13 protein-coding genes and 2 pseudogenes are annotated in these 25,044 nt (G+C 67.9%); 1 reads left to right on the forward strand and 14 read right to left on the reverse strand.

Translation table 11 applies throughout. The annotated features are described in order from the left end of the window. From D7Y11_RS22875 to D7Y11_RS22920, 12 genes and pseudogenes are all read right to left on the reverse strand, one after another. Positions 1–209, reverse strand: a pseudogene (locus tag D7Y11_RS22875) (galactose oxidase); the annotation flags it as partial. Next, a complete protein-coding gene (locus tag D7Y11_RS22880; RefSeq protein WP_121751864.1) occupies positions 206–1,105 on the reverse strand; it encodes a hypothetical protein in 900 nt (299 codons plus the stop codon). The gene D7Y11_RS22880 and the pseudogene D7Y11_RS22875, both read right to left, overlap by 4 nt. A 77-nt stretch (positions 1,106–1,182) precedes the next feature. Then, positions 1,183–2,001, reverse strand: coding sequence for a hypothetical protein (locus D7Y11_RS22885; protein ID WP_126934770.1), 819 nt, complete (start codon positions 1,999–2,001; stop codon positions 1,183–1,185). Positions 2,002–2,127: 126 nt separating this feature from the next. Continuing rightward, entirely contained in the window at positions 2,128–3,027 is a 900-nt protein-coding gene (locus D7Y11_RS22890; protein ID WP_126934771.1) for an RNA polymerase subunit sigma-70, read from the reverse strand. After that, positions 3,024–6,128 (reverse strand): tetratricopeptide repeat protein, encoded by a 3,105-nt coding sequence (locus D7Y11_RS22895; RefSeq protein ID WP_199753766.1) that lies wholly within the window; start codon positions 6,126–6,128, stop codon positions 3,024–3,026. Before D7Y11_RS22895 ends, D7Y11_RS22890 begins: the two co-directional genes overlap by 4 nt. Positions 6,129–6,861: 733 nt before the next feature. Beyond that, the gene (locus tag D7Y11_RS22900; RefSeq protein ID WP_199753770.1) at positions 6,862–9,963 is read right to left on the reverse strand and encodes a protein kinase; all 3,102 of its coding nucleotides are present in this window, start codon (positions 9,961–9,963) and stop codon (positions 6,862–6,864) included. Between the two features lie 48 nt (positions 9,964–10,011). Beyond that, positions 10,012–10,137, reverse strand: a pseudogene (locus tag D7Y11_RS44395) (IS30 family transposase); the annotation flags it as partial. A 114-nt stretch (positions 10,138–10,251) separates the two neighbouring features. Further along, positions 10,252–12,981, reverse strand: coding sequence for a S8 family peptidase (locus tag D7Y11_RS22905; protein WP_158641983.1), 2,730 nt, complete (start codon positions 12,979–12,981; stop codon positions 10,252–10,254). Positions 12,982–13,815: 834 nt separating this feature from the next. After that, a complete protein-coding gene (locus D7Y11_RS22910; protein WP_126934774.1) occupies positions 13,816–14,622 on the reverse strand; it encodes a hypothetical protein in 807 nt (268 codons plus the stop codon). Positions 14,623–14,650: 28 nt separating this feature from the next. Further along, complete coding sequence (locus D7Y11_RS22915; protein WP_126934775.1) at positions 14,651–19,159, reverse strand: annexin; 4,509 nt, start codon at positions 19,157–19,159, stop codon at positions 14,651–14,653. A 323-nt stretch (positions 19,160–19,482) separates the two neighbouring features. After that, positions 19,483–19,680 carry a tetratricopeptide repeat protein gene (locus tag D7Y11_RS43870; RefSeq protein ID WP_169820703.1) on the reverse strand — a complete coding sequence of 66 codons (198 nt, stop codon included), beginning with the start codon at positions 19,678–19,680 and terminating at the stop codon, positions 19,483–19,485. 26 nt (positions 19,681–19,706) lie between these two features. After that, positions 19,707–19,988: a hypothetical protein gene (locus D7Y11_RS22920; RefSeq protein WP_199753772.1), complete on the reverse strand. Its 282-nt coding sequence runs from the start codon at positions 19,986–19,988 to the stop codon at positions 19,707–19,709. A gap of 512 nt (positions 19,989–20,500) precedes the next feature. Between D7Y11_RS22920 and D7Y11_RS22925 the strand changes: the two genes are divergently transcribed. Beyond that, positions 20,501–21,214, forward strand: a complete 714-nt coding sequence (locus D7Y11_RS22925; RefSeq protein WP_126934776.1) for a LysM domain-containing protein — start codon at positions 20,501–20,503, stop codon at positions 21,212–21,214. A 115-nt stretch (positions 21,215–21,329) separates the two neighbouring features. On the opposite strand, the gene D7Y11_RS22930 is transcribed toward D7Y11_RS22925, so the two are convergent. Both D7Y11_RS22930 and D7Y11_RS22935 read right to left on the reverse strand, forming a co-directional pair. Next, positions 21,330–22,616, reverse strand: a complete 1,287-nt coding sequence (locus tag D7Y11_RS22930; protein ID WP_126934777.1) for a hypothetical protein — start codon at positions 22,614–22,616, stop codon at positions 21,330–21,332. A gap of 1 nt (position 22,617) precedes the next feature. After that, positions 22,618–25,029, reverse strand: a complete 2,412-nt coding sequence (locus D7Y11_RS22935; RefSeq protein WP_158641984.1) for a TonB-dependent receptor — start codon at positions 25,027–25,029, stop codon at positions 22,618–22,620. Between the last annotated feature and the right edge of the window lie 15 nt (positions 25,030–25,044).

Genomic DNA, 25,044 nt, shown 5'->3' on the forward strand with positions numbered 1-25,044 from the left:
CCTCCGTCCTGCCCCGCGTCCCCGCCGTCCGGTCCACCTGCATCCAGGATGTCATTGCCGTCAGGCCCCGCATCCGACCCGCCATCCTTGCAGATGCGAGGATTGTCGAGGCAGAACTGGTCCACCAGGTCGTCGACGTCGAGACACGCAGTGGCCTGGACGCCGAGCAGCAGCAAGCCAAGGGCTGTCGAGCGGAGCAGGGGCTTCATGGCAACCTCCCAGACACGAACACGGACGTCCCATCCAGCCCGAACTGCACGGGCACCGGCTTCTTCGGCGACCCCAGCAGGTACATCCCCGTGGAGGCGCCCAGCCCCACCAGCCCCGTGACCAGCAGCCCCACGGAGGCCGTCTGCAGCCTTCGCGCGCCGTGGGCCGCGTTCCTGGCATCGGCCTCTGAGTGGATGTCCTTTGCCACGCCATCCAGCTTCGACTTCCGCCCCTCCGCCACTCCCCAGAAGACGCCCGCCGCGACGACGAAGGCCCCTCCCGCCACGGCGGGAATGAGCGCCCGGTCTCGCAGGAGTGAGTGCGAGCCGGACAAATCCCGCAGGGGAGAGGATGAAGACTCCGGGACTCCCGTGGTGACGACGGGGAGCGGCTCTCGCGGCGCCTGAACCTCCTGCGCTTCCGAGGGGGGCTCCTGGTTCAGGGGCTCACTGGCCGCCCCTCGCGCGGCCAACTCCTTCAGGACTCGCTTGCGCACCGCTTCGAAGTGCCGCTTCACCTTGGGCGAGACAGTCAGCGGCAACTTCGCATCGGGGTTCAAGCTGAGGGCGGCCTTGAAGGCGGCTTCGGCGTCGCTCAACCTTCCGCTCAGCTCCACCAGGATGACGCCCTGGTAGAGCGACAGCACCACCTCATCCTCAGGCCCGCGCGATACCTCCTTGCAGCGGGCCATCTGTTCCAGGGCACGCTCGTAATCGAGGTCCTCGAACAACAGGTAGGTGGACTTCGCGCAGATGCGTACGTCGGGGGAGACGTCGCCTCGGGCAACCCCTGGGATGAGGGAGAGCCAGAGGAGCAATCCCCAGACACAGCTGCCGCGTCGCCACGGGATGCTCGAAAACACGGCTCTTGCCTTGCCGTGGGTGGAAGGACGCATCGAATTGTCTTTCATTGCACGGGTCCATGTTCCCGGTGCTCGCGGAGATGAAGGGTTGCCCTGTCGCCGGGTGCTGCTCATTCCTGCGATTGCGCGACTCCCGCTGGTGAGTCGTCGCTGCCATCTGGCGTGGAGGGGACGGCGGTGCCACTGGCCGGCTGGGACTGCGCCGCGTCGCCCAGGGGGGCTCCCTGCCGCTGCTGGAACCAGGTGTCGGCGGACGGGCCCGTGTACGTCTGCCCGAAGGGTCCCTTGAAGGTGTCCACCGCGTCGAGCGGAACTCCAGGAGCCCCGCCCTCCCCGGACGTCTGGATGACTTCCTGCGGTGGCGGGGGCGTCAAGCCCAACACCTTCTCCAGCTCCGCCTTTCGACTCGTGCCCTCGAAGGCCGAGTCGAGCTCGCTCTTCGTCGGCTTCACCTTGTCGATGTCCTTCTGGCTGTACGGGGCGGGCTTGCATTCCTCGAGGGCCAACGCGTTCGCCTTGTGCATGGCCTGCTCCGCGCTCCTGGCGGCCAGGGCCGCCTGCTCCTCCGCCTTCTGGAGGTTCTGGGCCGCGGTCCTGGACGCCTCGGAGGCCTCCTTGAGCTTCTTCTCCGCGGCGGCGAGGGCATCCTTCGACTTCTTCGCCTCCTCGGGCGTCTGCCCCGGCTTCTGCGCGGCTTTGCGTGCGTCGGCGGTGGCCTTTTCCGCGGTGGCCTTCTGCCGTCGCGCCGCCTCCGCTTCGAGCCGGGCCTGCGCCAGGGTGTCCCGGGCCTCCGTCGCCCCCTTGCGTTTGGCTTCGGCGGCGAGCCGCGCCGCCTCCGCCTTCTGTCGGGCCGCCTCCGCGAGGCGCTGTGCCTCGGCGGGATCGACTTTTGATGCATTCGAGCCACCGACTGCTTTCACTCCAGCCATGGGTCCGCTCCTCTTGATTGGAGCTGGCGGGTCAATGAATGGCCGCCCCTGCAATCAATTGGGAAGAGGGAGTGGGCCCAAGGGCATCCCAAGAAATCCCTGGGGAGCGGGGCCCCAGGCAGGGCCTCAGTCCAGCAAGCCCTGGAGGCTGAGATCCAGTCGGCTGCTGACCAGTCCCAACAGGCTCTCCAGTGCGAGCCGGTCCTGCTTCAGCCGGGGCGCGAGTTCCATGCGAACGCGCTCGAGCAACTGCTCGCGGGCCTCCGCGATCCTGCGCGCGATGCCGGAGCGCGAGCCGCCATACATGAGCGTCAGCCGGTCCATCGTGAACCCATGGAAATGGTGCAGGCGCAGCAGGGTCCGCTCCTGTTCCGGGAGCACCGCCACCGCCTTGCGGAGCGACTCGACGAGGAGCCTGCGCGCGTCTTCGCGCAGCAGCGCGTACTCGGGGTCGCCCGGGGCCAGGAGCCGTGCGAGCTCCTCGGGAGGCTCCGCGACGAGCTCATGGCGCGCGTCCCGGCCCACGAGCTCCCCGGCGATGCGCGCGGCGACGATGCCCACCCAGGTCAGCAGGGGCCCTCGTCCCCCATAGCTCGCGATCCTCGGGGGCGTGTCGCCGCTGCCCACCAGCAGCCGCTCGCGCAGCACCTGCAGCACTTCGTCCACCATGCTCGGCGACACCCTCCCGAGCCGGGCGGGGATGTACCGGAGGATGTTCTGCTCGAAGGCCCGGAGGGCCGAGGGCTCCCCGGTGGCGCAGGCGCACGCGAGGTACAGGTCGGCGCCATGGAGGACGCGCATCACCTCCAATGTCCTTCCCGCGGGCAGGTGCCGGGCCAGGTGCCGCGCGAAGGACTCCGCCGGGAGCGGCGTCGTGGCCCAGGCCCACCCGCTCCGGGCCGCCTCGACGAATTGGTTCAGCAGTGCCTCCAACCCCTCCACTGCGTCCAGCTCCGCGCGCTGCCCCCGGGGCAGGTGTTCCCGCAGCAGCGCCGCCAGGGAGCCTGTCTTCCGTTGCTCGCTCATCGCTTCGCCTCCCGCTGTTGCCAGGCCAGCACCCGCTGGAGCTCCGGCCGGCCCCGGACTCCCACGGACTCCAGCCGCGTCCGGGCCTCTTCGGCCAGTTCAATCGCTCGCGTCCGGTCCGGGGCGGGGCGCGTTTCCAGGAGCGCCCGGGCCAGCAGGAAGGAGGTCCTCCCGGCCGCCTCCGCGTCACCGGGCTTGCCCCAGCGGGTCTGGATGCGACGGGCGCGCTCGAGCAGCGGTGTGGCCTGCGCCGCCGCGCCCAGTGCCAGATGCGCCTTGCCGGCGCAGGTCAGCGCGTTGGCACCGTCCTGGGACTCCGCGCCATCGGCCTTCTCGGTGAGGGTCCTCGCCCGCTCGCAGTACGCGAGCGCCTCCTGCGGGGCCCGTGTCGCCAGGGCCAGCTCGGCCAGCAGCTGCAGCACGGACACCATCTTCCCTGCCGCCGGGCTGGAGTCCTTCTCCAGCCGCTTCAGTGCGTCCAGCAGGTCGCGCCGTGCCTCGGGGTAGCGGCCCGCCTTCAGGTGCACCTGCCCCCGGACGGTCAGCGGCAGGGCGGCGCGCGGCGAGTCCGGGCCCAGCGAACGCTGGACGCGCTCCAGGGCCTCGGTGGCGAAGGCCAGCGCCTCGGCGCCCTGTCCCGCCTCGCGAGCGAGGACCGCCTGCTCCGTGAGCGCGAAGATGACGGTGATGTGATTGGGGCCCCGGGCCCGCTCGAAGATGGCGCGGGCCCGCTCGACCTGTGAGCGCGCCTCCTCCAGCCGACCTTCGAGGCGCGAGACCCCGGCCAGGTTCAGCAGCACCGTCCCCAGCGGGGTGGTCTCCGGGCTGGAGGACGCCTCCTGGAGGGCGAGGGCCCTGCGCCAGGCTTTGACGGCCTCCGAGTGCCGGCCCACCTCCAGCGAGGCCGTGGCGACCCGGTTGTAGGACGTCACGAGGGCCGGGTTGTCGGGGCCCAGCAGGCGCTCGCGCAGCGCCAGGGCCTCGCGGTGGAGCTTCAGCGCCTCCTCATAGCGGCCCTGGCCATATCGGATGCGTCCCAGCTGGTGGAGGAGGTTGGGCGTGCGCAGGCTGTCCGGGCCATTCCTCCTGCGCGAGAACTCCAGGCCCTGGAGCGCCTCCTGCTCCGCCTCGGCGAGCTGGCCGTGCGCCTCTCGCAGCGACGACAGGCGCGTGTGCAGGTCCGTCGTGATGTCGGGGAAGCGCTCCCGTCCCAGCCGCTCGACGGCGGCCCGGGCGTGCAGGATGAGCTTCTCCGCTTCGTCGGTGCGGGACTGCTCCTCGCCCACCGCCCAGATGAGCTCCAGCCAGGCCCGTGCCACTGTCTCGTCGTCACGCGCGGCCTCGCCCGCCCACAAGGCCTGGTAGAAGAACGCCTCCGCCTCCTTGGGTTTGTTGAGGCCCCCGAGGAACACGCCGTGGGCCAGGAGCACCTCCGCCCGCAGCGGCTTGTAGTCGAGCCCCTTCAGCTCCTCGAGGAGGGCTGACGTCACCGCGAGCCCCTCGGTGAACCGGTGCGACAGGAGGTGGGCGCGGGCCTGTGCCAGCTTGTGCCGTGCCGCCTCCACCGGGGCCCGGAGGTTCTCGGGCGGCTGCGGCCGGGCGGAGAGGCCGGGCGCGTCCCGGCAGCCGGCGAGCCCCTCGAGCGAGGTCGTCAGCGGGTGCGCGTTCTGCACCGTCAGCACGTCCGCCTTCTCCAGCACCTCGGTCACGGCGGCGAACTGCCAGAGCCGCGCGTCGAGGCACGCGGCCGTCTGCCAGGCGACGTCCGCCGTGTCGCTGTCCGCGGCCATGCAGGCCTCGGTGCGAAGCGTCCGCCACTGGGCGGCGTAGGCGTCCAGCGCCGACGCGAGCTGCTCCCATGCTGGCGCGGCGTAGGACGCGCCCGTGGACAGGAAGGCCGTGCGGATCCGTTCGCGTCGCGCGGGGCTCCAGGCCACCGTGAGCTTCTCCACTTCTTGCTCGCAGTGGCCCCCCTCCCGCTGGGTCAGCCCGTAGGCCGCGAGGGTGCCCAGCACGCCGGCCACGACCGCCGTAGCCGTCATCCGAGCAAGCCACCGGATGGGCCGTGGAGCGAGGGCAGCGAGGAGGGACTCCATGGACGGGAAGCGCTCCTCGGGGTTGGCGCTGAGCCCCCGGAGGACCGCGCGCCGGACGCGGGCTGGAACCTTCACCTCCCGCTTTGGGGGGCTGATGGTGCCTTGCCGCGCGGCCTGGGCCAGCTCCTGGAGCGTCGCACCCTGGAAGGGGCGCACGCCAAAGAGGGCTTCGTGGAGCGCCACGCAGAAGCTGAACTCGTCGGAGTGGGCGTCCGCGTGCTGGCCCTCCAGGAGCTCCGGCGCCATGTAGGCGGGCGTGCCCAGGAGCTGGCCCGTCCGGGTGAGGTGCTTCATGGAGGCGACCGGGGCCTTGTCGGGATCCTGGAGCGGAGCGCCCTCGTCCTGCTGGAGCGGGCCGGCGATGCCGAAGTCCGTCACGAAGACGCGGCCCTCCTTGCTCAGGAGGGTGTTGGCGGGCTTGAAGTCCCGGTGCACCAGGCCCGCGGCGTGCGCGGCGGCGAGGCCCTTGCCTGCTTCGCGGAAGACCCGGAGCACCTCCTTCCAGGGATGCGGCTCCCGCATCCACTCCGCCAGCGTGGTGCCCTCCACCAACTCCATGGCGAGGAAGACGCCGTCCGCATGGGTGCCCACGTCGTAGAGGGTGACGACATTGGGATGGTCGAGCCGGGCGAGCGCCTGGGCCTCGCGCAGCAGCCGCTGCCGCAGCTCCTCGCGTTGGCGTCCCTCGGGACGCAGCATCTTGAGGGCCACCCGGCGTCCCAGTTCGGGGTCGTCCGCCGCGTACACGACGCCCATCGCTCCAGAGCCGAGGCGCTCTCGCACCACGTACCGGGAGAGCTTGTCGCCCGGCAGCAGTAGCTGGGACGGCGTCTGTGCGGAGGCCTTCGGAGCACCGGCCAGGACCTGGGTGTCATTCCCTGCCGCCAGGACCCAACGGCAGTCCGTACAGCCTTCCAGGTGCGCCAGGACAGAGGTCCGGTGCTCTTCGGAGAGCAGCCCGGCAAGAAAGTCCGTCAGCGTCGCTTCCTCGGGACATGAATGCATGTGTGCGCACCCCGCACCGCGTTCCAGTTCGCCAGACAGAGCGGCTGGAGGGTTGATTCAAGCGTGTGGGTATTCCCCCTCGGAAGTCTCGGGATCCAGCTTAGGCCAGTCCCAGTCTACTTCAAGAGGGCATGGGCAGTCATGCGTTGACTCGCGCACGGAAGAAATCTTGGGACGCAGGCGGGCCCATTCCCTACGAGTGCATCACTGGATTCTTGATTCCCAGGAGGCGCACTCGACGTTCCGTGGGCCCTGTGTGTCGGTGTCTTCCTCTCATTCGGGTGGTGTCTTTCTATTCCAGTGATGAGCTGTGAATTCTAGAGCCGGCCTTGGGGTTGGGCCGAGCAACCCGCTGAAAGCAGTTCGGTTTCCGGCGGCGGTTCGCCCCCCCCGCGGCAGGTGTGATCGAACCCGGAACGTGAATCTGACCAACGCACAATGGAGCCTCATCCAGCGGTCACTGCCCGAGAGGAAGCCGAAGCGGGCGGCCCGGGCCGAGCGGCCACCGACGGACGCGTGCTCGCTGGAGTTGCCCCCTTCAAGTCGGGCAGCTCGGGGGTGAGGGGTAGCAGCCCGGAACGAGCCGTAGGTTGCCTCCACCTACCCGATGGCGGCATTCCGTTTCTTCTTTGTCGAAGTGGACTTCCCCGCCACTGCCTCAATCTCGCCGTGTTGGTTGAGTGGCGCGCACTCCCACCGCTGCGCGGCTGTGTGCTTATCTTCGGTACTTCCTTCATCGCTTTCCCATGCGTCGCTGCCAGGCCAGTATCTTCTGAAGCTCATCCTTGCCGCGGGCTCCCGCTGACTCCATTCCCGCTCGCGCTTCTTCGGCCAGCGTGAGAGCGCGCGCCCGGTCAGGGGCGGTGTGTGTTTCAAGAAGCGCTCGGGCTAGAAGAAACGAGGTCTTCGCGGCTATCTCTGGGACCATGGCCACAGGGTGCTGGTGCTGGAGTTGCCGGGCGCGCTCGAGCAGCGGCACCGCCTTGCTGACTGCCCCCAGGGCGAGGTGGGCTTCTCCGGCGCAGGTCAGGGCGCCTGCTTCGCCCACGGAGTGCACGACCTGCGCTTCGCCGAGGAGGTCGCGCGCACGCTCGCAATGCGCAAGCGCCTCCTTGGGCGCCTGGGTCACCAGTGCCACCCGAGCCAGGCTCAGGAATATCCGCGCGGCGATGAAACCTTTCGGATCCGACTCTTTATCCAGCCGGCCCAGGCCCTCCAGCAGGTCGCGCCGGGCCGCGCCATGGCGGCCCGCGCGCAGGTATACCCGGGCGCGGAGCAGCATCGGAATTGCGGTATATGCGCTGGCGGGACCGAATGCCCGCTGCGCACGCTCCACGGCCTGTGTGGAGAGACGGAGCGCCTCGTCGTTCCGGCCGGCCTCCAGGGAAATGCCTGCTTGGTGCTCGATCACCATGATGACGTTGAGGTTGTCGGGCCCCAGGACTCTCTCGAAGATCGTGCGCGACCGCTCGAGCATGGACCACGCTTCCTCCCGCTGTCCCTCAAGGCGTAGCGGGTCGGCGATGCGCTGGAACATGCGTGCGAGCTCAGGAGTCTCCGGGGTGGCCGCCGCATCGAGGATGGCCAGGGCCCGATGCCAGGCGTCGATGGCCTCGGCTCTCCGGCCCAGGCTCATGTATGTCGAGGCGAGGCTGTCGTAGGACTCAACGAGGATGGGGTGGTCGGAGCCCAGCAGTCGCTTGTGCTGCTCAAGGGCCTGGAGATGGAGTTCCAGCGCCTCCTCGGGACGCGCTTGGAGTAATCGACTCCATCCGAGTCGATCGAGGAGGATGGCGATACGGAGGTTCTCCGGCCCCTGATGCTTGCGCACGAAACTCAAGCCTTGAATGATTTCAGCCTCCGCCTGGGCATGCTTCTCCTGGACCATCCGCGCCGACCCCACGCGGAGGTACAGGTCCGCAGTGATGTCCGGGAAGCGCTCTCGCCCCAGTCGCTCCACGGCTGCCTGGGCGTGGCCGATGATCTTCTCCACGTCCTTGTCACGGAACGGATGAGTTTCGACCACCTCCGAGACGAGGAGAATCAATGCACGGGCCGCGGACTCGTCGTCATGCCCGGCTTCGGCGGCCCAGAGTGCCTGGTTGAGAGACGTCTCTGCTTCCTTCCGTCTTTCGAGCAGTTGGTTGAGTTCGCCATGGACCACGAGCACCTCCGCCTCCAGTGGCCGGTAATCAAGGCCCCGGAGCTCTTGGAGGAGGGCGTCTGTCACGCCAAGCCCCTGGTGTAACCGGCGCGCGGCGAGGTCCGCTTGGGCCAGTGCCAGCTTGCGCCGGACTTCGTCCACGCGGGGGCGGAGGATTTCCGGTGGCTGCGGACGGCTTGAGAGCCCGGGCGTGTCCCGGCAGCCGGTGAGCCCTTCAAGGGAGGCCGTCAATTGGTGCGCGTTCTTGACTGTCTCCGCATCTGCCTTTTCCAGCACTTCGGTGACGGCCGCGAGTTGCCAGAGCCGCGCGTCGAGGCACGCGGCCGTCTGCCAGGCGACGTCCGCCGTGTCGCTGTCCGCGGCCATGCAGGCCTCGGTGCGAAGCGTCCGCCACTGAGACGCATGGGTGTCCAGCACTGATGCGAGCTGCTCCCAGGCTGGCGCGGCGTAGGACGCGCCCGTGGACAGGAAGGCCGTGCGGATCCGTTCGCGTCGCGCGGGGCTCCAGGCCACCGTGAGCTTCTCCACTTCTTGCTCGCAGTGGCTTCCCTCCGTCGCCCGGTAGGCCGCGAGGGTGCCCAGGATTCCAGCCACGGTCGCGGTGGCCATCATCCGCGCAAGCCACCGGATGGGCCGTGGCGCGAGGGCCGCCAGGAGGGCCTCCATGGACGGGAAGCGCTCCTGGGGGTTGGCGCTGAGCCCCCGGAGGACCGCGCGCCGGACGCGGACTGGGACCTTCACCTCGCGCTTTGGGGGGCTGATGGTGCCTTGCCGCGCGGCTTGGGCCAGCTCCTGGAGCGTCGCACCCTGGAAGGGGCGCACGCCAAAGAGGGCCTCGTGGAGGGCCACGCAGAAGCTGAACTCGTCGGAGTGGGCGTCCGCGCGCTGGCCCTCCAGGAGCTCCGGCGCCATGTAGGCGGGCGTGCCCAGAAGCTGGCCCGTGCGGGTGAGGTGCCGCATGGAGGCGACCGGGGCCGTGTCGGGCTCCTGGAGCGGAGTGCCCTCTTCGGGGTGGATGGGTCCGGCGATGCCGAAGTCCGTCACGAAGACGCGGCCCTCCTTGCCCAGGAGGGTGTTGGCGGGCTTGAAGTCCCGGTGCACCAGGCCCGCGGCGTGCGCGGCGGCGAGGCCCTTGCCGGCTTCGCGGAAGACGCGGAGCACCTCCTTCCAGGGACGCGGCTGCCGCAGCCACTCCGCCAGCGTGGTGCCCTCCACCAGCTCCATGGCGAGGAAGACGCCGTCTCCGTGGGTGCCCACGTCGTAGAGGGTGACGACATTGGGATGGCGGAGCCGGGCGAGCGCCTGGGCCTCGCGCAGCAGCCGCTGCCGCAGCTCCTCGCGTTGGCGTCCCTCGGGGCGCAGCATCTTGATGGCCACCCGGCGTCCCAGCTCCGGGTCATCCGCCGCGTACACGACGCCCATCGCGCCAGAGCCGATGCGCTCTCGCACCACGTACCGGGAGAGCTTGTCGCCCGGCAGCAGTAGCTGGGACGGCGCCTGTGCGGAGGCCTTCGGAGCACCGGCCAGGACCTGGGTGCCATCCCCTACCGCCAGGACCCACCGGCAGTCCGCACAGCCTTCCACGTGCGCTACGACAGAGGTCCGGCGCTCTTCGGAGAGCAGCCCGGCAAGAAAGTCCGTCAGCGTCGCTTCCTGTGGACATGAATGCATGTGTGCGCACTCCGCACCGCGTTCCAGTTCGCCAGACAGAGCCCCGGGGGCATTCAAGCGTGTGGCCATCTCCCCGTCGAGGTCGTCGCGGGAGTGCTTGGACAGATTTGTCCCTTTCATGAAGTGCTGGCGAAGCAAGTCGATGGTGTTCTCGTTCGTGCCTCGCTGTCATGGGCCGTGGCTATTACTGACGCGTTCATGCACAGACGCTGGGTGGGTTCAGGCGGTTGCGTCGCCAGGAGACGTCGACGCGCTCCGCATGACGGAAATGAAGGCCGTGCGCCTGGCTCAGCGCTTCCTCCGTCGAGCCGCCAGCAGGAGCCCCAAGGACACGATCAGGGAGGGACTCGCTCCACCGGTGGTCGAGCAACCCCCCGAGCCGTCGGAACGCGGTTCGACGGGCGATTGCTCAGGACGATACGCGGCCACCAGTTCCACCGGAGTGCGCGTCTCTGCCCCATCGTCATCACGCACGACGAGTTCGAAGCGGAGGTGCTCTCCTTGCTGAATGACCCAGTCCCAGGGGCCGACCCAGGACAGCAGTCCCGTCGCGCTCACCTGGACCCAGTCTGGCGCGCTCGCGACGGAGAAGGTCAGCGCATCTCCGGCTCCGCCAGGGTCGGAGACCTGGACCTGGTAGGTCATCTGCCGCTGCGACGTCACGAGCTGTTCGGGGATGGGCTCCACCCGGGGCGCGACATTCTCGATGGGGATCTCGAAGGCGCGGTCGAAGTATCCCGTGGCGGATTCAACGCGCACGATGCCCCGCTGAGAGGAAAGGCCAGGCGGGTTGTCTGGGTACACATGTCGTGTGCTGGGCTCCGCCGTCATCTCGTCGAAGGTCCCGTCCCCGTCGAAGTCCCAGTGGTATCGGAGGATGGGGTCGCAACCGGGCTCGGCCCGGGCGCTGAGCCCCGCGGTGACGGGCTCCGTCCGCCCAGAGCCCTCCACGCCCACGTCAAGAATGACGGGGGGCCCACACTCGACGACGGCGCCCCAGGTCTGCACGACCGAGGAACGTTGCAGGTTGTCCACGACGCGCAGCGCCACCCGGTGAACGCCCGCGCTGGAAAACACATGCATCCGGGTGGCATGAGCGCGGGCCTGTGAGAAATTCTCCTCCTCGGGCACGGGAATCGAGTCCCAGGCCGTCGGATGGAAGGTCTTCCCGTCGTGGTCCAGGTCCCACTCCAGGGTCCAGGGCTCGGAGAAAGCCGGAGCGAGGAAGGCCACGTCAAGCGTGAACGGATGCCGCACCTGGGGAACCAGGACGTCCGAGCCCAGTCGCACCGGGGAGGGATGATCCGGAATGAAGTTCGGCGCGGCCTGCACCGTGTGCGAGGGGTTCCCGTTCGCGTCGATGATCCGCACAGCCACCGCCGTCGCCTCTGGAGACGGCGGAACGAGCGCAGTGTAGGAGATCACCTCGGTATACGAATGAGGTGTGGCCGGCGCGCTCGTCGTCGCGTCCACGTCGAAGTGGCCGTCGTAGTCCGCGTCCCACTGCACCTCCCAGGGGCCTGGGGTCCCATCTCCCACGAAGTCGACCCGGAAGGACGCCTCCCTCCGTACCTCAGGCCGCCAGGAGGCAAACCAGTCGTAGATGTCGGCGGTCCCTGAGTACCGGGGATGGGCCGTGAAGGAATCGCCACCTGGAAAGGTGAAGACGACAGGGCCTGCGCTCGGGGGATCCCACTCCGCGGTGGCAATCCCGTCGCCCGCGACCATGTCAGCGCCCTGACCATCGTCGAGGAGAACGAGACTCCAGGGCGCGATGCTGAGCTGCACTGTCACGGAACCCGCTGACTGCTCACAGCGGATGTTCAGCGCGGCGAGCGTCATCCGCTCCTGATAATCATACCACCTGTCCGAACCGCTGTGGACGATGTCTCCCGACGGCTCAAGACGTCTGACCATCGATTGTTCCGCGCAACTCATCGAGCCTCCACCGCCCGTGTCGATGGCACGGATGCGGCGGCCCGTGACGCTGAGGTCGCGGAGCGCGGGTACCTCCTGGCCACCGCTCAGCACCAGGTTGCGGAGGGCCCGCCAGTCGCGCTCGGGCGACTGCGCGTGCAGCAGCGCCACGAGCCCCGTGACATGGGGTGCCGCCATGGACGTACCGCTGAAGACGGCATGGCCGCCCCCGGGCACCGTGCTCAGGATCGAGACTCCTGGAGCGAAGATGTCCACCTTCTGGTGTCCGTAGTTGGAGAAGCGGGCCCGGCGGTCCAAATCATCCGACGCGCCCACGCTGAGGATGTTGGGCAGGGTGAATTCCGCGGGGTAGCTCGACATCCAAAAGTCCATGTTCATCCCGAGGTTGCCCGCGGCCGCCACGAAGAGGATGCCCGCATGGAGGTGCCCGGTAATGGCATCCGAGAGCGCCTGTGAGGCGAAGGACCCACCCCACGAGGCATTCGAGGCGATGAGATTCACCGGGTGCCGGGCCCGCGTTTTCAGGTCCAGCAGATAGTCGAGGCAACGGACCGCCGCATCCAGCGTGAAGAAGCCATCCGCGTCCTCGACCTTGCAGGCCAGGAGCTTCGTGCGCGGACTCACCCCGACGACCCCGAGCCCGTTTCCGCCGCGCGCGGCGATGGTCCCGGCCACGTGCGTGCCATGGCCGTTGACATCCATGGGCGTCTTCGTCTCGTCCGTGGCATCAATGCCGTGAACGTCGTCGACATAGCCATTGCCGTCGTCATCGACGCCGTTTCCGGCGATCTCCCCGGGGTTGACCCACATGTTGTCGGCCAGATCCGGGTGCGTGAAGTCCACACCACTGTCGATGACGGCAACGACATCCGCCTCGCTCCCCTGGGTGAGTTCCCAGGCTTCAGGCACATTGATGTCCATGTCCGCGCCGCCCAGCGTCTGCCCCGTGTTGTGAAAGCCCCACAGTTCACGGAAGCGCGGGTCCACGGGCAGCACGGAGGGCGTATAGATGGCATTCGGCTCGGCGAATGCGACACGCGGGTCGCGGCGGTAGTGGGACAGGGCCTGCTCGACGCTCATGCCCTCGGGGAGCTTCACGAGCTGGAGCCCGGGCATCTTCCGGAACCGGTGCAGCACCCGCGCTCCCTTCAACCCTCGGGTAGGGTCTTGCTCCATCGCCTGGATGCCATCGCGAAAACGCACCAGGACCTCGCCTTCGACCTGGGTCCGCGCGAGGGTATGTTCCGGGGCCGGAGATGCTGCGGGCGCTGGCGGTGGAGTCGTCCGCGCGTCACATCCCAGGACGAGGAAGCCCACCAGGAGGACCGTCCAGAGGACCTGGGCTTGTTGGGATGGAGCGCTCTTCCGTCGAGCCTCCTCCGCGCGGCGCTGTGCTTCGGCAGGATCGACTCTCCGAGCACCCGCACCACCGACCGTTGTCCCTGAACTCATGACATCTCCTCTTGATGGGGGGCGCGGCCCCTTGTCAGGATTGAAATAGACGCCGTGCGCGTGATTGTAGGGTCGGGCCTGAAACGGGCCCGAGATCCGCATATCTTCTCGTAGACGCCCAGGGGCTGCCGCTCACCGAGTTCGTGACAGCCGCCAATGTGCACGACATGCACGAACTCTTCCCGCTTCTGGACTGCGTGCCTGCGGTGAGGATGCCTTCAGGCCAGCGGTGGCTTCGCCCCACCAAACTGCATGGCGACAAGGCCTCTGCACCAAGGAAGAACCGGCATGGGCTGCGCCTGCGCGGCATCGCCTCGCGCATTGCGCACCCGGGCGTCGAGTCCAACGAACGTCTTGACTGCGCAGTAATCTCGCGAATCCACGGTCTCATTCACGTTGACAGGTTCCGCTCCATGGCGGCCTGGACGCAGGCATGACGCAGCGACCGGGTTTCGAGTAGGCTCAGCTGTGCTTGCGCGTGATGGATACGAAGCCTGCGGGGACGGGTTTCCCGGGCGCCCAGCTCTCCATGGCGCTCAAGAGCTTCGTCGCCTGCAGCGAGAGCGGGAACACCGGCTCCGGAATCCGTGTCTTGTCGAACCAGGCCGACTGCTCGCCCTCCGGAGTCTCTCGGTCGAGCGCCACGCTGGTCGTGGCCGCGGGCGCGTCGAAGTCCAGGTCGTCGAGAGCCAGGTCCGAGGCGCGGTTCCACGCGTCGAGTTCCGCCTGGGCGAGCCGCGCGTCGATGACGCCCCCTTGGGGCAGCTGAAGTTGAACGATACCGCTCGAGTGTACCGACAGGGTGCGGTCGCCGACGGTCCACCGCGTGAGTGCGCCCTCGATGACGGGCGATTGAAGCGGGTCGTCCCCCAGGTCAGCCTGGGAGGGCAGGGGGCCGGGGTAGAGGTCCTTGGTAGAGGCGAGGGGCATGTCGGGGATGAATTCGGTGCGCGCGCGCCACTTGCCCGTCCCCAGCAGCCAAGTGAGGAAGTCGCACGCGCGCGCCATCGACTCGGGATGGCCTCGCTGGTCGATGCTCACGCCGTCCGGATGGACAGAGACCAGCACGCCATCGGTCGGAAACTCGGTGGGGTGGGCGATGCGCCAGTCACGTGCCGCTCGGGCGCTCCGCACGCGCCCGGCGAGGAAGAACTCCTTCCCATTCACGGGATCTCGCCAGGCCCAGGGAAGGGCACCGAGGTATGCCTCAATCGCCGCGACGTCGACCGGACCGTCGGTGCGGGTTAGCCATGCGTTCTCGAACTTCATGACGGGTGCCTCCATGGGGGGAGCAAAGCTACGTCCGGGTCCTCAGATGTCCGGCGCGGGCAACCTGGTCGTTGAACTCCCTATACTGCGTCTCGTTAATTTGACCGTCGTACGGGCTCTGCACGGACGCTGGGGCTTTGGGCACGGGCTGGCCCTTCACACCAATCTTGAACGCCACACTGGTCTGGTCCAACTTCTTTGTGACTCCGTTGACGAGGACTTGGTTGAGACTACGGAGGACAGAGATGCCGTCAGTGAGCACCTCGACGCTATAGCTCGGCTCTGGGGCACGATCATCTCCGTTGGGCTTGAATCGCACGAGCGTGTCGTTGCCGAATAGATAGGCCTTTTGAGGCATGTTGGGGCCGAGCATGGTATCGGGCAGACTTTGCGCCCGATGCTCATTGACTTCCTGTTGCAGGAAGTTCTCCAGTTCCTCCTTCGATAGATTGTTCAACTTCGGCGCGAGCCGCTTTGCCTCCGCCCCTCGGACCCCGTTCCTGAAGTCAGTCAGCGCAGCTTGGTCGTTAGCATTGAGAGGTTTCCACTTGCTCGGGTCGTCCACGATCGAGTCGGCACGGGCCTTAGCTGGGGGGATGGCAAACTGGTCGGCAACCTGCCGTGCCGCTCCGTCTGCTTTAGTGGACGCCTGCTTCGTTGCCTTCCTTTGAGATAATCCGTTGTTCAAGCGCGCCACTGTGTAGCTCTTGGTAAACGTATTGCGCCAGGTTTCGTCGATCTCCCGGAGGGCTTGGTCCGTTGGGTCGCTCTTCGAGAGGGCCGTGGTATCGGCCGTGAAATCCATGTTCCCGGCGATTTTTTTGAGGGCGGTGGACGCCAGCGTTTTCAAGCGCGTCTGCACCTCTTCTGCTATTGTCTCTTCCTTTATTGGCGCCCCGTCGTCGGCGGCGACGAAGCCGCGGGCCGGGGCCAGTGAGCTGAGCTGCTGCTCGTGCTCTGCCAACTGCGTGCGCAAGCTCTCCAAATCGCGCTCAATGGCCGCGCGCTGAGCCGCTGTCGGCACCTGGGCGTCGCTGTCCAGGCTGTGCAGGCGGGCGTCAATCTTCCGCTGCATGGTTTCCAGCCCGGTGATGAGGCCGTTGAGCTTCTTCACCTCGAGCTGCGATTCGAAGCCCTGGGTCCCATGGCCCGGCTTCTGGGTGAGCGCCTGGAGGGCGCGGTCGCGGAGCTGGCGCACCTGTCCAAGGGGGCCCTCGTACTTCTGGAGCGTTTGGGCTGTCTTGAGGTGCGCTTGGATCTGAGCGGGCGTGGCCTTGGGGCCTGCCTCGATGTGGACGCGGCGACTGTCCCCATAGCGCACGCGGACGGAGCTGCCCGCCAGCTCCGGGTTGCGCACCACGGGAATCTCCCGAGGCTGGAGTCCCTTGGCCAACCCCGCGGAGGTCAGTCCTCCGGCGGCCCCGCCGAGGACGGCCCCCGTGCCGGCCTGCACGGCCACCTGGCCCAGGCCGTCCGCGAGGCCGTTCTGCCACGTCTCGCTGCGAGTGGCTGCGTCCACGGCGCCGCCAGCCGCTCCACCCACCACGCCTTCCTTGACGCCCTGCTTCGCGGCCGTGAGGACCGTGTTCTCCACGGCCTCCTTCCCCACCGTCGTGGTCACGCCCTTCGCGGCGGAAGTGGACACCACGCTGGCGCCCTTGGTCACCGGCAGGACGGCCGTTCCGCCCTCGACGGCGCCAATCACGGCTTGCCGTCCGGCATCCTCCCAGCCCGCGGCGCCACCCTGTATCAGTTCGTTGGTGGCGGCCCGGGTGGTCGCGCCCAGCGCGGCATAGCCAGCAATGGCCAGCGGGGTCGCCGCTCCACCGGAGAGCACCACGGCCGACGTGGTCGCCACCGCCACCGCGGCGGTCGCGGCGCCCTCCGCGAGCGAATCCTTGCTGCTCTGCAGCGACTTCACGTCATCCGTGGCGAACCCGACGGAGCGGCTGGCATTCTGGGTGTCGCCGGCCTGGATGGCCTTCTCCGCGTCCCTCAGGTTCCGGTTGAGTCTGTCGTTGTCGGACTCGCCGCCCTTGACGGTCCGCTGGACGTTGTCCAGGAGCCAGGTTCCAAAGCCAGATTCATTGGCCTGCTGCTCACGCAGGCGGCGCGCCAGTTCCTGGTTCGCGTTGGGGTCCTTGTCATCCACCGCGCCCAGGTCGAAGCTGTGATCGAGCAGCTCCAGGTGGTCTCGGCCGCTGAGCTCCGAATCCAACCTGGAGCGCAGGTCCTCCCCATACTTCCTCTTGTAGGCGGCGGAGATGTCGTTGATCTCCGCCTTGGACTTGCCCTGCAGCACGTCGCGGAGAGCGTCCTCGTCGGTACCCGCTCCATCCACGGCCAGCTTGAGCTTCTCGGCGTTGGCCTCGGCCTGGGCCTGGGTGTCACCTTCCTGGGGCGGGTTGAGCAGGCGCAGCGTCACCTCCTTGTCCGCGCCACCCCACTTGCGAATCTCGTCCTCCAGGGACTTGCCCGTCAGCTTCTGGTACTCGGCCTTGAGATGGGCCAGCTCGTCGGGCTTCTTTCCTTCGAGGACGGCGCGCACGCCGGACTTGTCCGCGCCGAAGACGCCATTCATGGCGCTGGTGAGGCGGGCCGCATCCGCCTTGGCCGGGTTGTCCTGGAGCAGCCCCATGGCCCGGTCGTAGTCTTCCTGGCCCAGCTCGTCCTTCAGCTGACTCTTGAGTACCTCGTCCTGCGCCAGGATTCTGCGCTGCTCCGGGGTGGCTTTCTCCAGGCGCTCGAAGATGCGGTCCTCGTCCGTGCCCAGCCCATCCATGTCCTGCTTGAGACCGTCCTTGATGGCCTGTGCTTCCAGTGGGTCTCGCTGCTCCGGTGTCTGGGGTTGACCCGCGGAGAGCATGTTGCGGGCCCGGTTCAGTTGCTCTGGGTTGAGCGACTGCCCCAACTTGCCCAGCATGAAGTCCTGGGCCGACTGCCCTGGCTTGAGGCCGCCATTCATCTCCGCGAACTTCTGTGCGGTGTCCTGTCGCTGCTCGGGCGTCTGCTTTTCCAGCACCTTGAGCAGGTCCTCATTTGAGCCGAACACACCGTCCAGCTCCGCCTGGACCTGCACCGCGGCGCTCTTGGACGCATCACCCTGGAGCAGCGCCAAGGCGTGCTTCCCGTCCGCTCCGCCCAGCTCATCGCGAATGACGGAATCCAGGTCCTTGCCGCGGGTGTGCTTGTAGCCCTTGCGGATGAGGTCGATCTGCTCGGGGGACTTGCCCTCCAGCGTCTTGAAAACGGTCTCTTCATCCGTGCCCCAGCCCGTAGCGCCTCCTTCCATGGCGTCAAAAAGGGCCGCCGCATCCCGGTCCGCCTGGGCCTGGGTATAGGAGGGTGCCTGGGAAGGGGTTTGAGCTTGGGGCGTGGACGGGGCGGAGTCCGTCACCAGCATTCGCTGGAGCGAATCTGGAACCTTTGCCTCCGCGATGGCCTTTTGCCGCTCCGGGGAGCCGGGAGGCGCGGAGAGAATCTTCGCGGCGGCGTTCGCGGAGAGGGTGCCTGCGGGTTGGTAGTGGGGCTGGTCCTTCAGGAAGGCTTGGAGGTTGTCGTAATTCTTGCCACGGGCGGGGTCCATGACGCGGTCCCCTTGGCGAATCAAGACGTGCCCGGACTGGCCCTCGGCACCAGGACGCGAGTCCTTGAGGAACACCATCTCCGAGCGCGCTCGCAGGGTGGGCGTGGCCTTGGCTACCCAGTCCGCGGCGACATCCAGGCCGTTGACCTTGGTGTCGCGAGAGCTGCCATCCCGCATGGGCGGGACGGGGTTGCCGAGGGCCACGTCGGGAGGCACCACCCCTGTGTTGGCTCCGGGCCGCTGGTGGAACCAGGTGGCGGCGGACGGGTCCGTGGCCGTCTGCCCGAAGGGTCCAGGGGACGCGTCCTTCGTGTACTTCGCGCTGAAAGGAGTCCCAGGCGCTTCGCCCGTCCCGGCCGACTGGATGACTTCCTGCGGCGGCGGGGCCGTCAAGCCCAGCAGCTTCTCCAGTTGAGCCTTTCGACTCGTGCCCTCGAAGGCCGACTCGAGCTCGCTCTTCGTCGGCTTGACCTTGTCGATGTCCTTCTGGCTATAGGGCGGCGTCTTGCATTCCGCGACGGCCGCCGCGTTCGCCTTGAGCATGGCCTCCTCGGCGCTCTTCGCGGCCAGGGCGGCCTTCTCCTCCGCATCCTGGAGTTTTTGCGCCGCGGCCAGGGACGCATTGGTGGCCTCCTTGAGCTTCTTCTCCGCGGTGGCGAGGGCTTCCTTCGACTTCTTCGCCTCGGCGGGTGTCTGCCCCAGCCGCTCTGCGGCCTTGCGTGCGTCGGTGACGGACTTCTCCTCCGCGGTCTTCTGCCGTCGCGCGCCATCCGCGTCGCGCTTGGCCTGCGTCAGGTTGTCCCGGGCCTCGGTCGCCGCATTGCGCCGGGCCTCGGCGGCGAGCCGCGCCGCCTCTGCCTTCTGCTGGGCCTCCTCCGCGCGGCGCTGTGCCTCGGCGGGATCGACTTTCGGAGCACCACCAGAACCGCCGACCGCCTTCACTGAGCCCATGGGACATCTCCTCTGGATGGGTGTTCGAGCGCGAGTCGATGCGCGTCTGCCCTGCAATCGAGGAGAAAGAGGGCCTGGGCCCGCCGACGTCCCAAAAATCCCGGAAGAAACGCTGGTGGCCCCGCCGACTCGTCAGGAATGCTGGCTGGCGGGCACCCGATGGAAGCGGGGCGCCACGGGCTTCAGGCCAGCAATCCCAGGAGGCTGATGTCCAGCCGGCTGCTGACCAGTCCCAGGAGGTTTTGCAGCGCGGGCGGGTCTTGCTTCAGCCTTGGCTCGGTGCGCGAGCAACTGCTCGCGGGCATCGGCTCGCAGGCCCAGGCTCATGTATGTCGAGGCGAGGTGTCGTAGGAACGAACGAGGATGGGGTGGTCGGAGCCCAGCAGATGCTTGCGCTGCTCGATGGCCTGGAGATGTAGCTCCAGCCGCTCCGCAAGACGCCCCTGGTCAAATCGAATCCATCCGAGGCGATGGCGGAAGGTAGCGGTGCGGAGGTTTTCCGGCCCCTGAACCTTGCGCACGAAATTCAAGCCTTGAAGGGAGGCCGTCAATTGGTGCGCGTTTTTGACGGTCTCCGCATCTGGCTTTCCAGTACCTCGGTGACGGCGGCGAACTGCCAGAGCCGCGCGTCGAGGTATGCGGCCGTCTGCCAGGATTTACCCCCGGTGTCATGGTCTGTGGCCATGCAGGCCTCGGTGCGAAGCGTCCGCCACTGAGTCGCATGGTGTCCAGCGCCGACGCGAGCTGCTCCCATGCTGGCGCGGCGTAGGATGCGCTCAAGGTCTGCGAGCTGCTCGCCGAGTCCCAGTCGGGCCTCCGCCGCCTTCATGTCCTGCCACGTGGCGCAACGCCGGAGGTACGTGGGAGTCAGGCCGTCGTGCCGAGGGGTAACATCGGCAGGTGTCCGGCAGTCCTGTGCGTCGCCTGCCCTCCATGACGGTTGTCTTGATGCGGCTTTGACGCATGCATGATGCCGCGACCAGGTCTAGGGTAAGCACAGTGGCTTCGTGGCCGCGCGTGCTCAGAATACTTTTTTGGGATGCAGGCCGGGCCTTTCCCTCTTTTCTCCGAGACCCCGGAGTGTCCTGGGGCCTCACGCAAGGAGCAAAAATGGGCCTGCCTTGAATCCTGGGGCCTGACTTCCCTCAAGAACCTCAGACGGCAGTCTCAAGGTTGCTTTTGCGCTCGGGCCTTGGTCGATCATGTTGGTTCGATCATTGGTGCGGGTGGGAGCTTCACTGGAGACGGTCTGGAAAATGAAGTGCTTGGCCGTGGGTGTTGGTGTTGAGGCGGTTGGACGTCTCTGTCATTCCTGCTTCCATGTTTCCCTTGGAGTATTGCATGGGCTACCGGATCAAGTCTGGTGATGCGTTGTCTCGCATTGCCAGCGTTAACAAGACCACCGTCAGTGCGCTGATGAAGGCGAACCCGCAGATCAAGAACGCGAATAAAATCCTGGCGGGCGCGACGTTGAAGGTCCCTGGTCAATCGGATGGGTTCGAAGACGCGCCCATTAAAAAGTCGGGCGCTGGCTCGACGAAGTCCAGCGACAAGAGTTCCACGTTCGATGCTCCTGCAGCCGGTTCCTCTTCCAGCGGCGTGAAGGGCCCCAAGGGCAACCCCTACGAAATCGCGAATCAGCACAAGGGCAAGAACGCTGGGGCGCTGAAGATGGAAAAGAAGGGGGTCGGCGCGGATATGGACGATGGCGTTGGCAACAAGGTCAACTGCGCCAACTTCGTCTCCGCATGCCTGGAACAGGCGGGGATGATCACCGACCGCCAACACAGCAATCTGGTGAGTGGCCTGCAGAACAACCTGGACAAGGACAAGAATTTCAAGCGCGTGTCCCTGCAGGATGCGAAGAAGGGTGACGTGGTGAGTATGAAGACGGGGCCGGGCGCCGAAGATCGTCATGTGGTGATCTTCGCGGGCTGGAAGAATGGAAAGCCTGAGTTCATCGGTTCGAACAATCGCAATAAGGATGGGACGCAGAAGATCACCACTGGCCCTGCCAACTATCCCATCCTGTCCATCCACCAGTACCGCGGTTGATGCTCGCCCCAGAGCGAGGACATCCCTGCGGGCATCTGGCTCGCGGGATGTCATTTTGCTGGCTCCACTCACTCCCTCCGCAACGCCAGCGGGCCGGCGGACCTTCCAACCCGTCTCATTCGAAGAGGGACAGCTCCGCCAAGGAAGTCACCTCCGCCTCGTAGGGGGGAATCGACAGGCAAACCAGGCGGACGTACTGGACCTGGGGACCGCCAGGCAGGGGGATGTCGAGGAAGCTGTGGTCGTACCGCGGAAGAGGCGGGTCCCACGGACTGTCCGCGTCGCTCGCCTCTCGGAAGCCCCGGTTGACTCCCGACGTGAATGACTCAGCAAGCTTCCGCCGGGCGAGCTCGCTCCACTGCGCTCCGTCCTCACTGCCCTCGACGACCACCTCCTGTCCGTGCGTCACCATGTTGCGGATGACCACGCGCGAGATGCGGGCTGGCGCCTCCAGGCGGACGCCCACGCGACGCGGGTAGGAAGAGGTCTCCAGTGGCCACAGCTCGGAGGGGCGCTTCTCGGTGAGCAGCCCATCCGTGAACGGGCAGGGGGCATCGAGCGCCGGATGGCACCTGGCCCCCCGGCTCAGTGGGCGCAGCGTGCCCTCCGGTAGGGGCAGCCGTTCGCTGCGCCATTCGATACGGAATTGAAGCCAGGCCTCATCGCTCGTGAGCGCATCGCGGTGCCAGGCGTTCGCGCTCACCGCGCGCACCTGGGCTTCCGGTGTGACGAAGTCCTCGAGCAGCCAGGGGGAGAGGAGCCTCGGCGACGTGACGGCATCCTCGTGCCAGACGAGGCCCTGCTTCCCGTGGAGCTGAAGCTCGGGCTTGGGAATCGAGACGTCCACCAGGTCACCACTGGGGGCTCCAGGGTACGGCGTGGTGTCATCCGCTGAGACCACCACGCCCTGGGGCGGCGCGGGCGCGGGCGGGGGCGGTGCGAAGGTCAGCGCCCGTCCGGTGGCTGTCTCACTCCAGGCGAGGTCGGCGCCCCAGACACGCAGCTCCGGCAACTCGGAGTCCCCTGTCCCGTACAGGGTGAACGAGACGAAGGCGGCCCGTCCTTCCTCCAGGGGCGTCGCCACCCGGAAGCGGTCGCGGAAGGTCGACCGGGGCCAGGTCAGCTCTCCCGCCACGATGGGGGCGATGTCCCCCGCGAGGATCTCCAACACGAAGGCCCCATTGTCGCGCGTGGTCGCCGTGCCATACGGGGTGAAGACGGGCGGCTCGTCGGCGACCGTGCCGCGGCGTGCCCCCTCCAATGACAGCGCTGTCTGTCCAAAGGGCGAGCCGTCCACCCGCCGGGCCAGGCCGTAGAAGAAGAGGGGGGAGTCAGGTTGGGCTTCGCAGCCCCCGCTGCCCAGGCCCACGACGAGGAGTCCGCACAGAAGGGTGGGGCGCATGTCAGTAGCTTCCTTTCAGCCCGAGCATGGGGAAGAAGACGGGGAAGCCCCGTGCCTTGCGCACGAGGGTGGCGGGTGCGTCCGGGGAAGGCTGCTCGGAGGTGTATTCGTAGAAGAAGACCTCCTTCTGGAAGGAGGCGTTGAGCAGGTCGAAGGACAGCTCGAGCATGAGGTCGTCCAGGGTCCACGTCCTGGCGGCGCGCAGATCCACGCGCCAGAAGGAGGGCAGGCGCCCGGGCTGGCTCCGCTCGCGCCGCACCCACCGGGGGTTGCCCTCGCTGTCAGTGGATTGACGCATGGGCTGGGGCGTGAGCTCCCCCGTTTCGGGGCGGCCCGTGTTGAAGTGCACCACGGCCCCCAGGGTGTAGCCGCTGCCCACCTTGCGGCTGATGGCCGCGTTGAAGACGTGCGCCTGCTCGAAGGCGAAGGGCACGGTGGCCCACGAGGTGCCCGTCATCCTGTTCTGGTCGTCGTAGCGTTCAATGCGCACCCGGCGCCGGCTCTGGAGGAAGCTGTAGGACGCCCAGCCAAACCAGTCACCGGCAGGCGCATGGCGCGCCATCAGCTCGAGTCCAAAGGCCTCGCCGCTCCCGGCCGGGTCCGCCGCCGCGACTCCGCCCCGGCGCCGGAGGTCGATGAGTTGCTGAAGGCTGAACTCCACCGTGCGACGCATGGGATTGTAGAAGATGTCGGTGCTCAGCTCCCACGCGGTGTGGGGCCGCCACTCGGCTCCCACGTCGAACTGCATTGCTTCCTGCAGGCCGTACCTGAGGCCGGACAGGTCCATCACCGGAAGCGGGAGCAGCACGGTGGGGGCCTGGTGGAACAGGCCCGCGCCCCCCTTGAGGACCAGGGCCTCCGTGAGGGCATGGCGCACCGTCAGCCGGGGCTCGAACGCCGTGTGGGTGGCTTCCCCAAGCAATTGATAGACATCCGCGCGCACTCCGGGGACGACCGTCCAGCGCGCGGTCGGGTGCCATTGCAGCTCCGCGTAGGCGCCGCTCATGCGCGCATCCGACGTGGGGCGGGTGAGCGGATCATCCTCGGAGAGGTACTCGGAGCCGGCGGGGGCCTCGCTTCCGGTGGCGACGACGGTCCCCCGCCGCTGCTCCACGTCCGCGCCCGCGGTGAGCCGCAGCGTCGAGCCCAGCGCTCGCGTCCACCGGAGGCGCCCCGCGAGGCTTTCCTGACGCAGGGTGAGCTCTCCCAGCCTGACGCGGGGCGGGCCTCGTTCGGAGAAGATGCCCACCGCGTCCGCGCCCACCGCGAGGCCCACCTCCAGCTCTCCGCCAGCCAGGGGGTGGAGGCCGCGGAGGTCCACCCGGTGGAAGCGGGTGAGGCCTCCACCGCCATTCGTGACCTCCGGGGGGAGGCCCTCCGGGAGCGGTTCCGCCACCTCCGGCGCGTACGAGGCCAGGACATCGGAGCTCCCGAGGGCCAGCAGGCGCACCCGCCCGCGCCCCACCTGCTGCTCGACGCGGGCCTGGTAGTCCCAGAACCTGGCGCTGAGGGACTTGGTGCCCGGCGCGGAGAGCGTGTTCACCAGCAGGGTGCTCAGCAGTCCCGAGTAGCTCATCCGGCCGCCCACGCTGATGCTGGTGCCCGTGGACGCGAGGGGCACCTCCAGGAACGCGGCGCTGTTGATGAAGTCCAGGGTGGCCGAGGCATGGAGCCGGTCCTCTCGCGGGCGGGAGAGGCGGGCCTCGATGGTGCCGCCGAGCTGCCGCCCGTACTGGACGGGCGGCGGCCCGGGAAAGAAGTCGAGGGAGTCGATGAACTCGGGCTGCACCACGGCCGGCCCGACCATCAGGTGGTAGAGCATCGGGAGGCGGACCCCGTCGACGAAGAAGCCCGTGGACGCCGGCTGGCCGCCCCGCACCACGGGATAGCCGAGGCCGGAGGCGAGGCTCGCCACGCCCGGCATCACCATGATGACGCGGAACGGATCCCCCTGTGTCCCGGGCACCTCGCGGAGCTCCGGCCCCTGCAGGCTGATGCGCGTCACCTCGGTGCGCGGCCGCTCCTCCCGCACCACCGTCTCGAACGGGCTCACCTCCAAGGGGTCGAGCCGGTAGATGACCTGGACCTGCTGGCCCGCGGTGACGGTCTCCAGGAACGAGGCGGGCTTGTGGCCCGGGGCACGCACCTCGACGGCGTGGGTGCCCGCTGGGAGCTGGAGCTCGAAGTGTCCCTCCGCGTCCGGCAGCACCACGTCCGGCATCCCCCATACCTGGACGGCGGCATCGGCCAGGGGACGGCGGGTGCCCCGGGCGCGCACCGTGCCCCGGACCTGTCCCTTCCGCGGTGCCTCGGCAGCGGCCTTCGCAGGCTCCTCGGCCAGCGCGGCAGGGGACGCGAGCAGCAGCCCCACCGTGAAGGCCCACCCGCTCAGGCGGAATGACAATCGAGACATGAATCCCTCCCTCTG

It is taken from the genome of Corallococcus sp. AB018, from assembly GCF_003986945.1.
Taxonomy (GTDB): domain Bacteria; phylum Myxococcota; class Myxococcia; order Myxococcales; family Myxococcaceae; genus Corallococcus; species Corallococcus exiguus.

Coding starts and splice junctions, on each gene's coding strand:
- D7Y11_RS22880 (WP_121751864.1), bottom strand. CDS start 1,105: ATGCGTCCTTCCACCCACGGCAAGGCAAGAGCCGTGTTTTCGAGCATC.
- D7Y11_RS22885 (WP_126934770.1), bottom strand. CDS start 2,001: ATGGCTGGAGTGAAAGCAGTCGGTGGCTCGAATGCATCAAAAGTCGAT.
- D7Y11_RS22890 (WP_126934771.1), bottom strand. CDS start 3,027: ATGAGCGAGCAACGGAAGACAGGCTCCCTGGCGGCGCTGCTGCGGGAA.
- D7Y11_RS22895 (WP_199753766.1), bottom strand. CDS start 6,128: ATGCATTCATGTCCCGAGGAAGCGACGCTGACGGACTTTCTTGCCGGG.
- D7Y11_RS22900 (WP_199753770.1), bottom strand. CDS start 9,963: ATGCATTCATGTCCACAGGAAGCGACGCTGACGGACTTTCTTGCCGGG.
- D7Y11_RS22905 (WP_158641983.1), bottom strand. CDS start 12,981: ATGAGCGTCGAGCAGGCCCTGTCCCACTACCGCCGCGACCCGCGTGTC.
- D7Y11_RS22910 (WP_126934774.1), bottom strand. CDS start 14,622: ATGAAGTTCGAGAACGCATGGCTAACCCGCACCGACGGTCCGGTCGAC.
- D7Y11_RS22915 (WP_126934775.1), bottom strand. CDS start 19,159: ATGGGCTCAGTGAAGGCGGTCGGCGGTTCTGGTGGTGCTCCGAAAGTC.
- D7Y11_RS22920 (WP_199753772.1), bottom strand. CDS start 19,988: ATGAAGGCGGCGGAGGCCCGACTGGGACTCGGCGAGCAGCTCGCAGAC.
- D7Y11_RS22925 (WP_126934776.1), top strand. CDS start 20,501: ATGGGCTACCGGATCAAGTCTGGTGATGCGTTGTCTCGCATTGCCAGC.
- D7Y11_RS22930 (WP_126934777.1), bottom strand. CDS start 22,616: ATGCGCCCCACCCTTCTGTGCGGACTCCTCGTCGTGGGCCTGGGCAGC.
- D7Y11_RS22935 (WP_158641984.1), bottom strand. CDS start 25,029: ATGTCTCGATTGTCATTCCGCCTGAGCGGGTGGGCCTTCACGGTGGGG.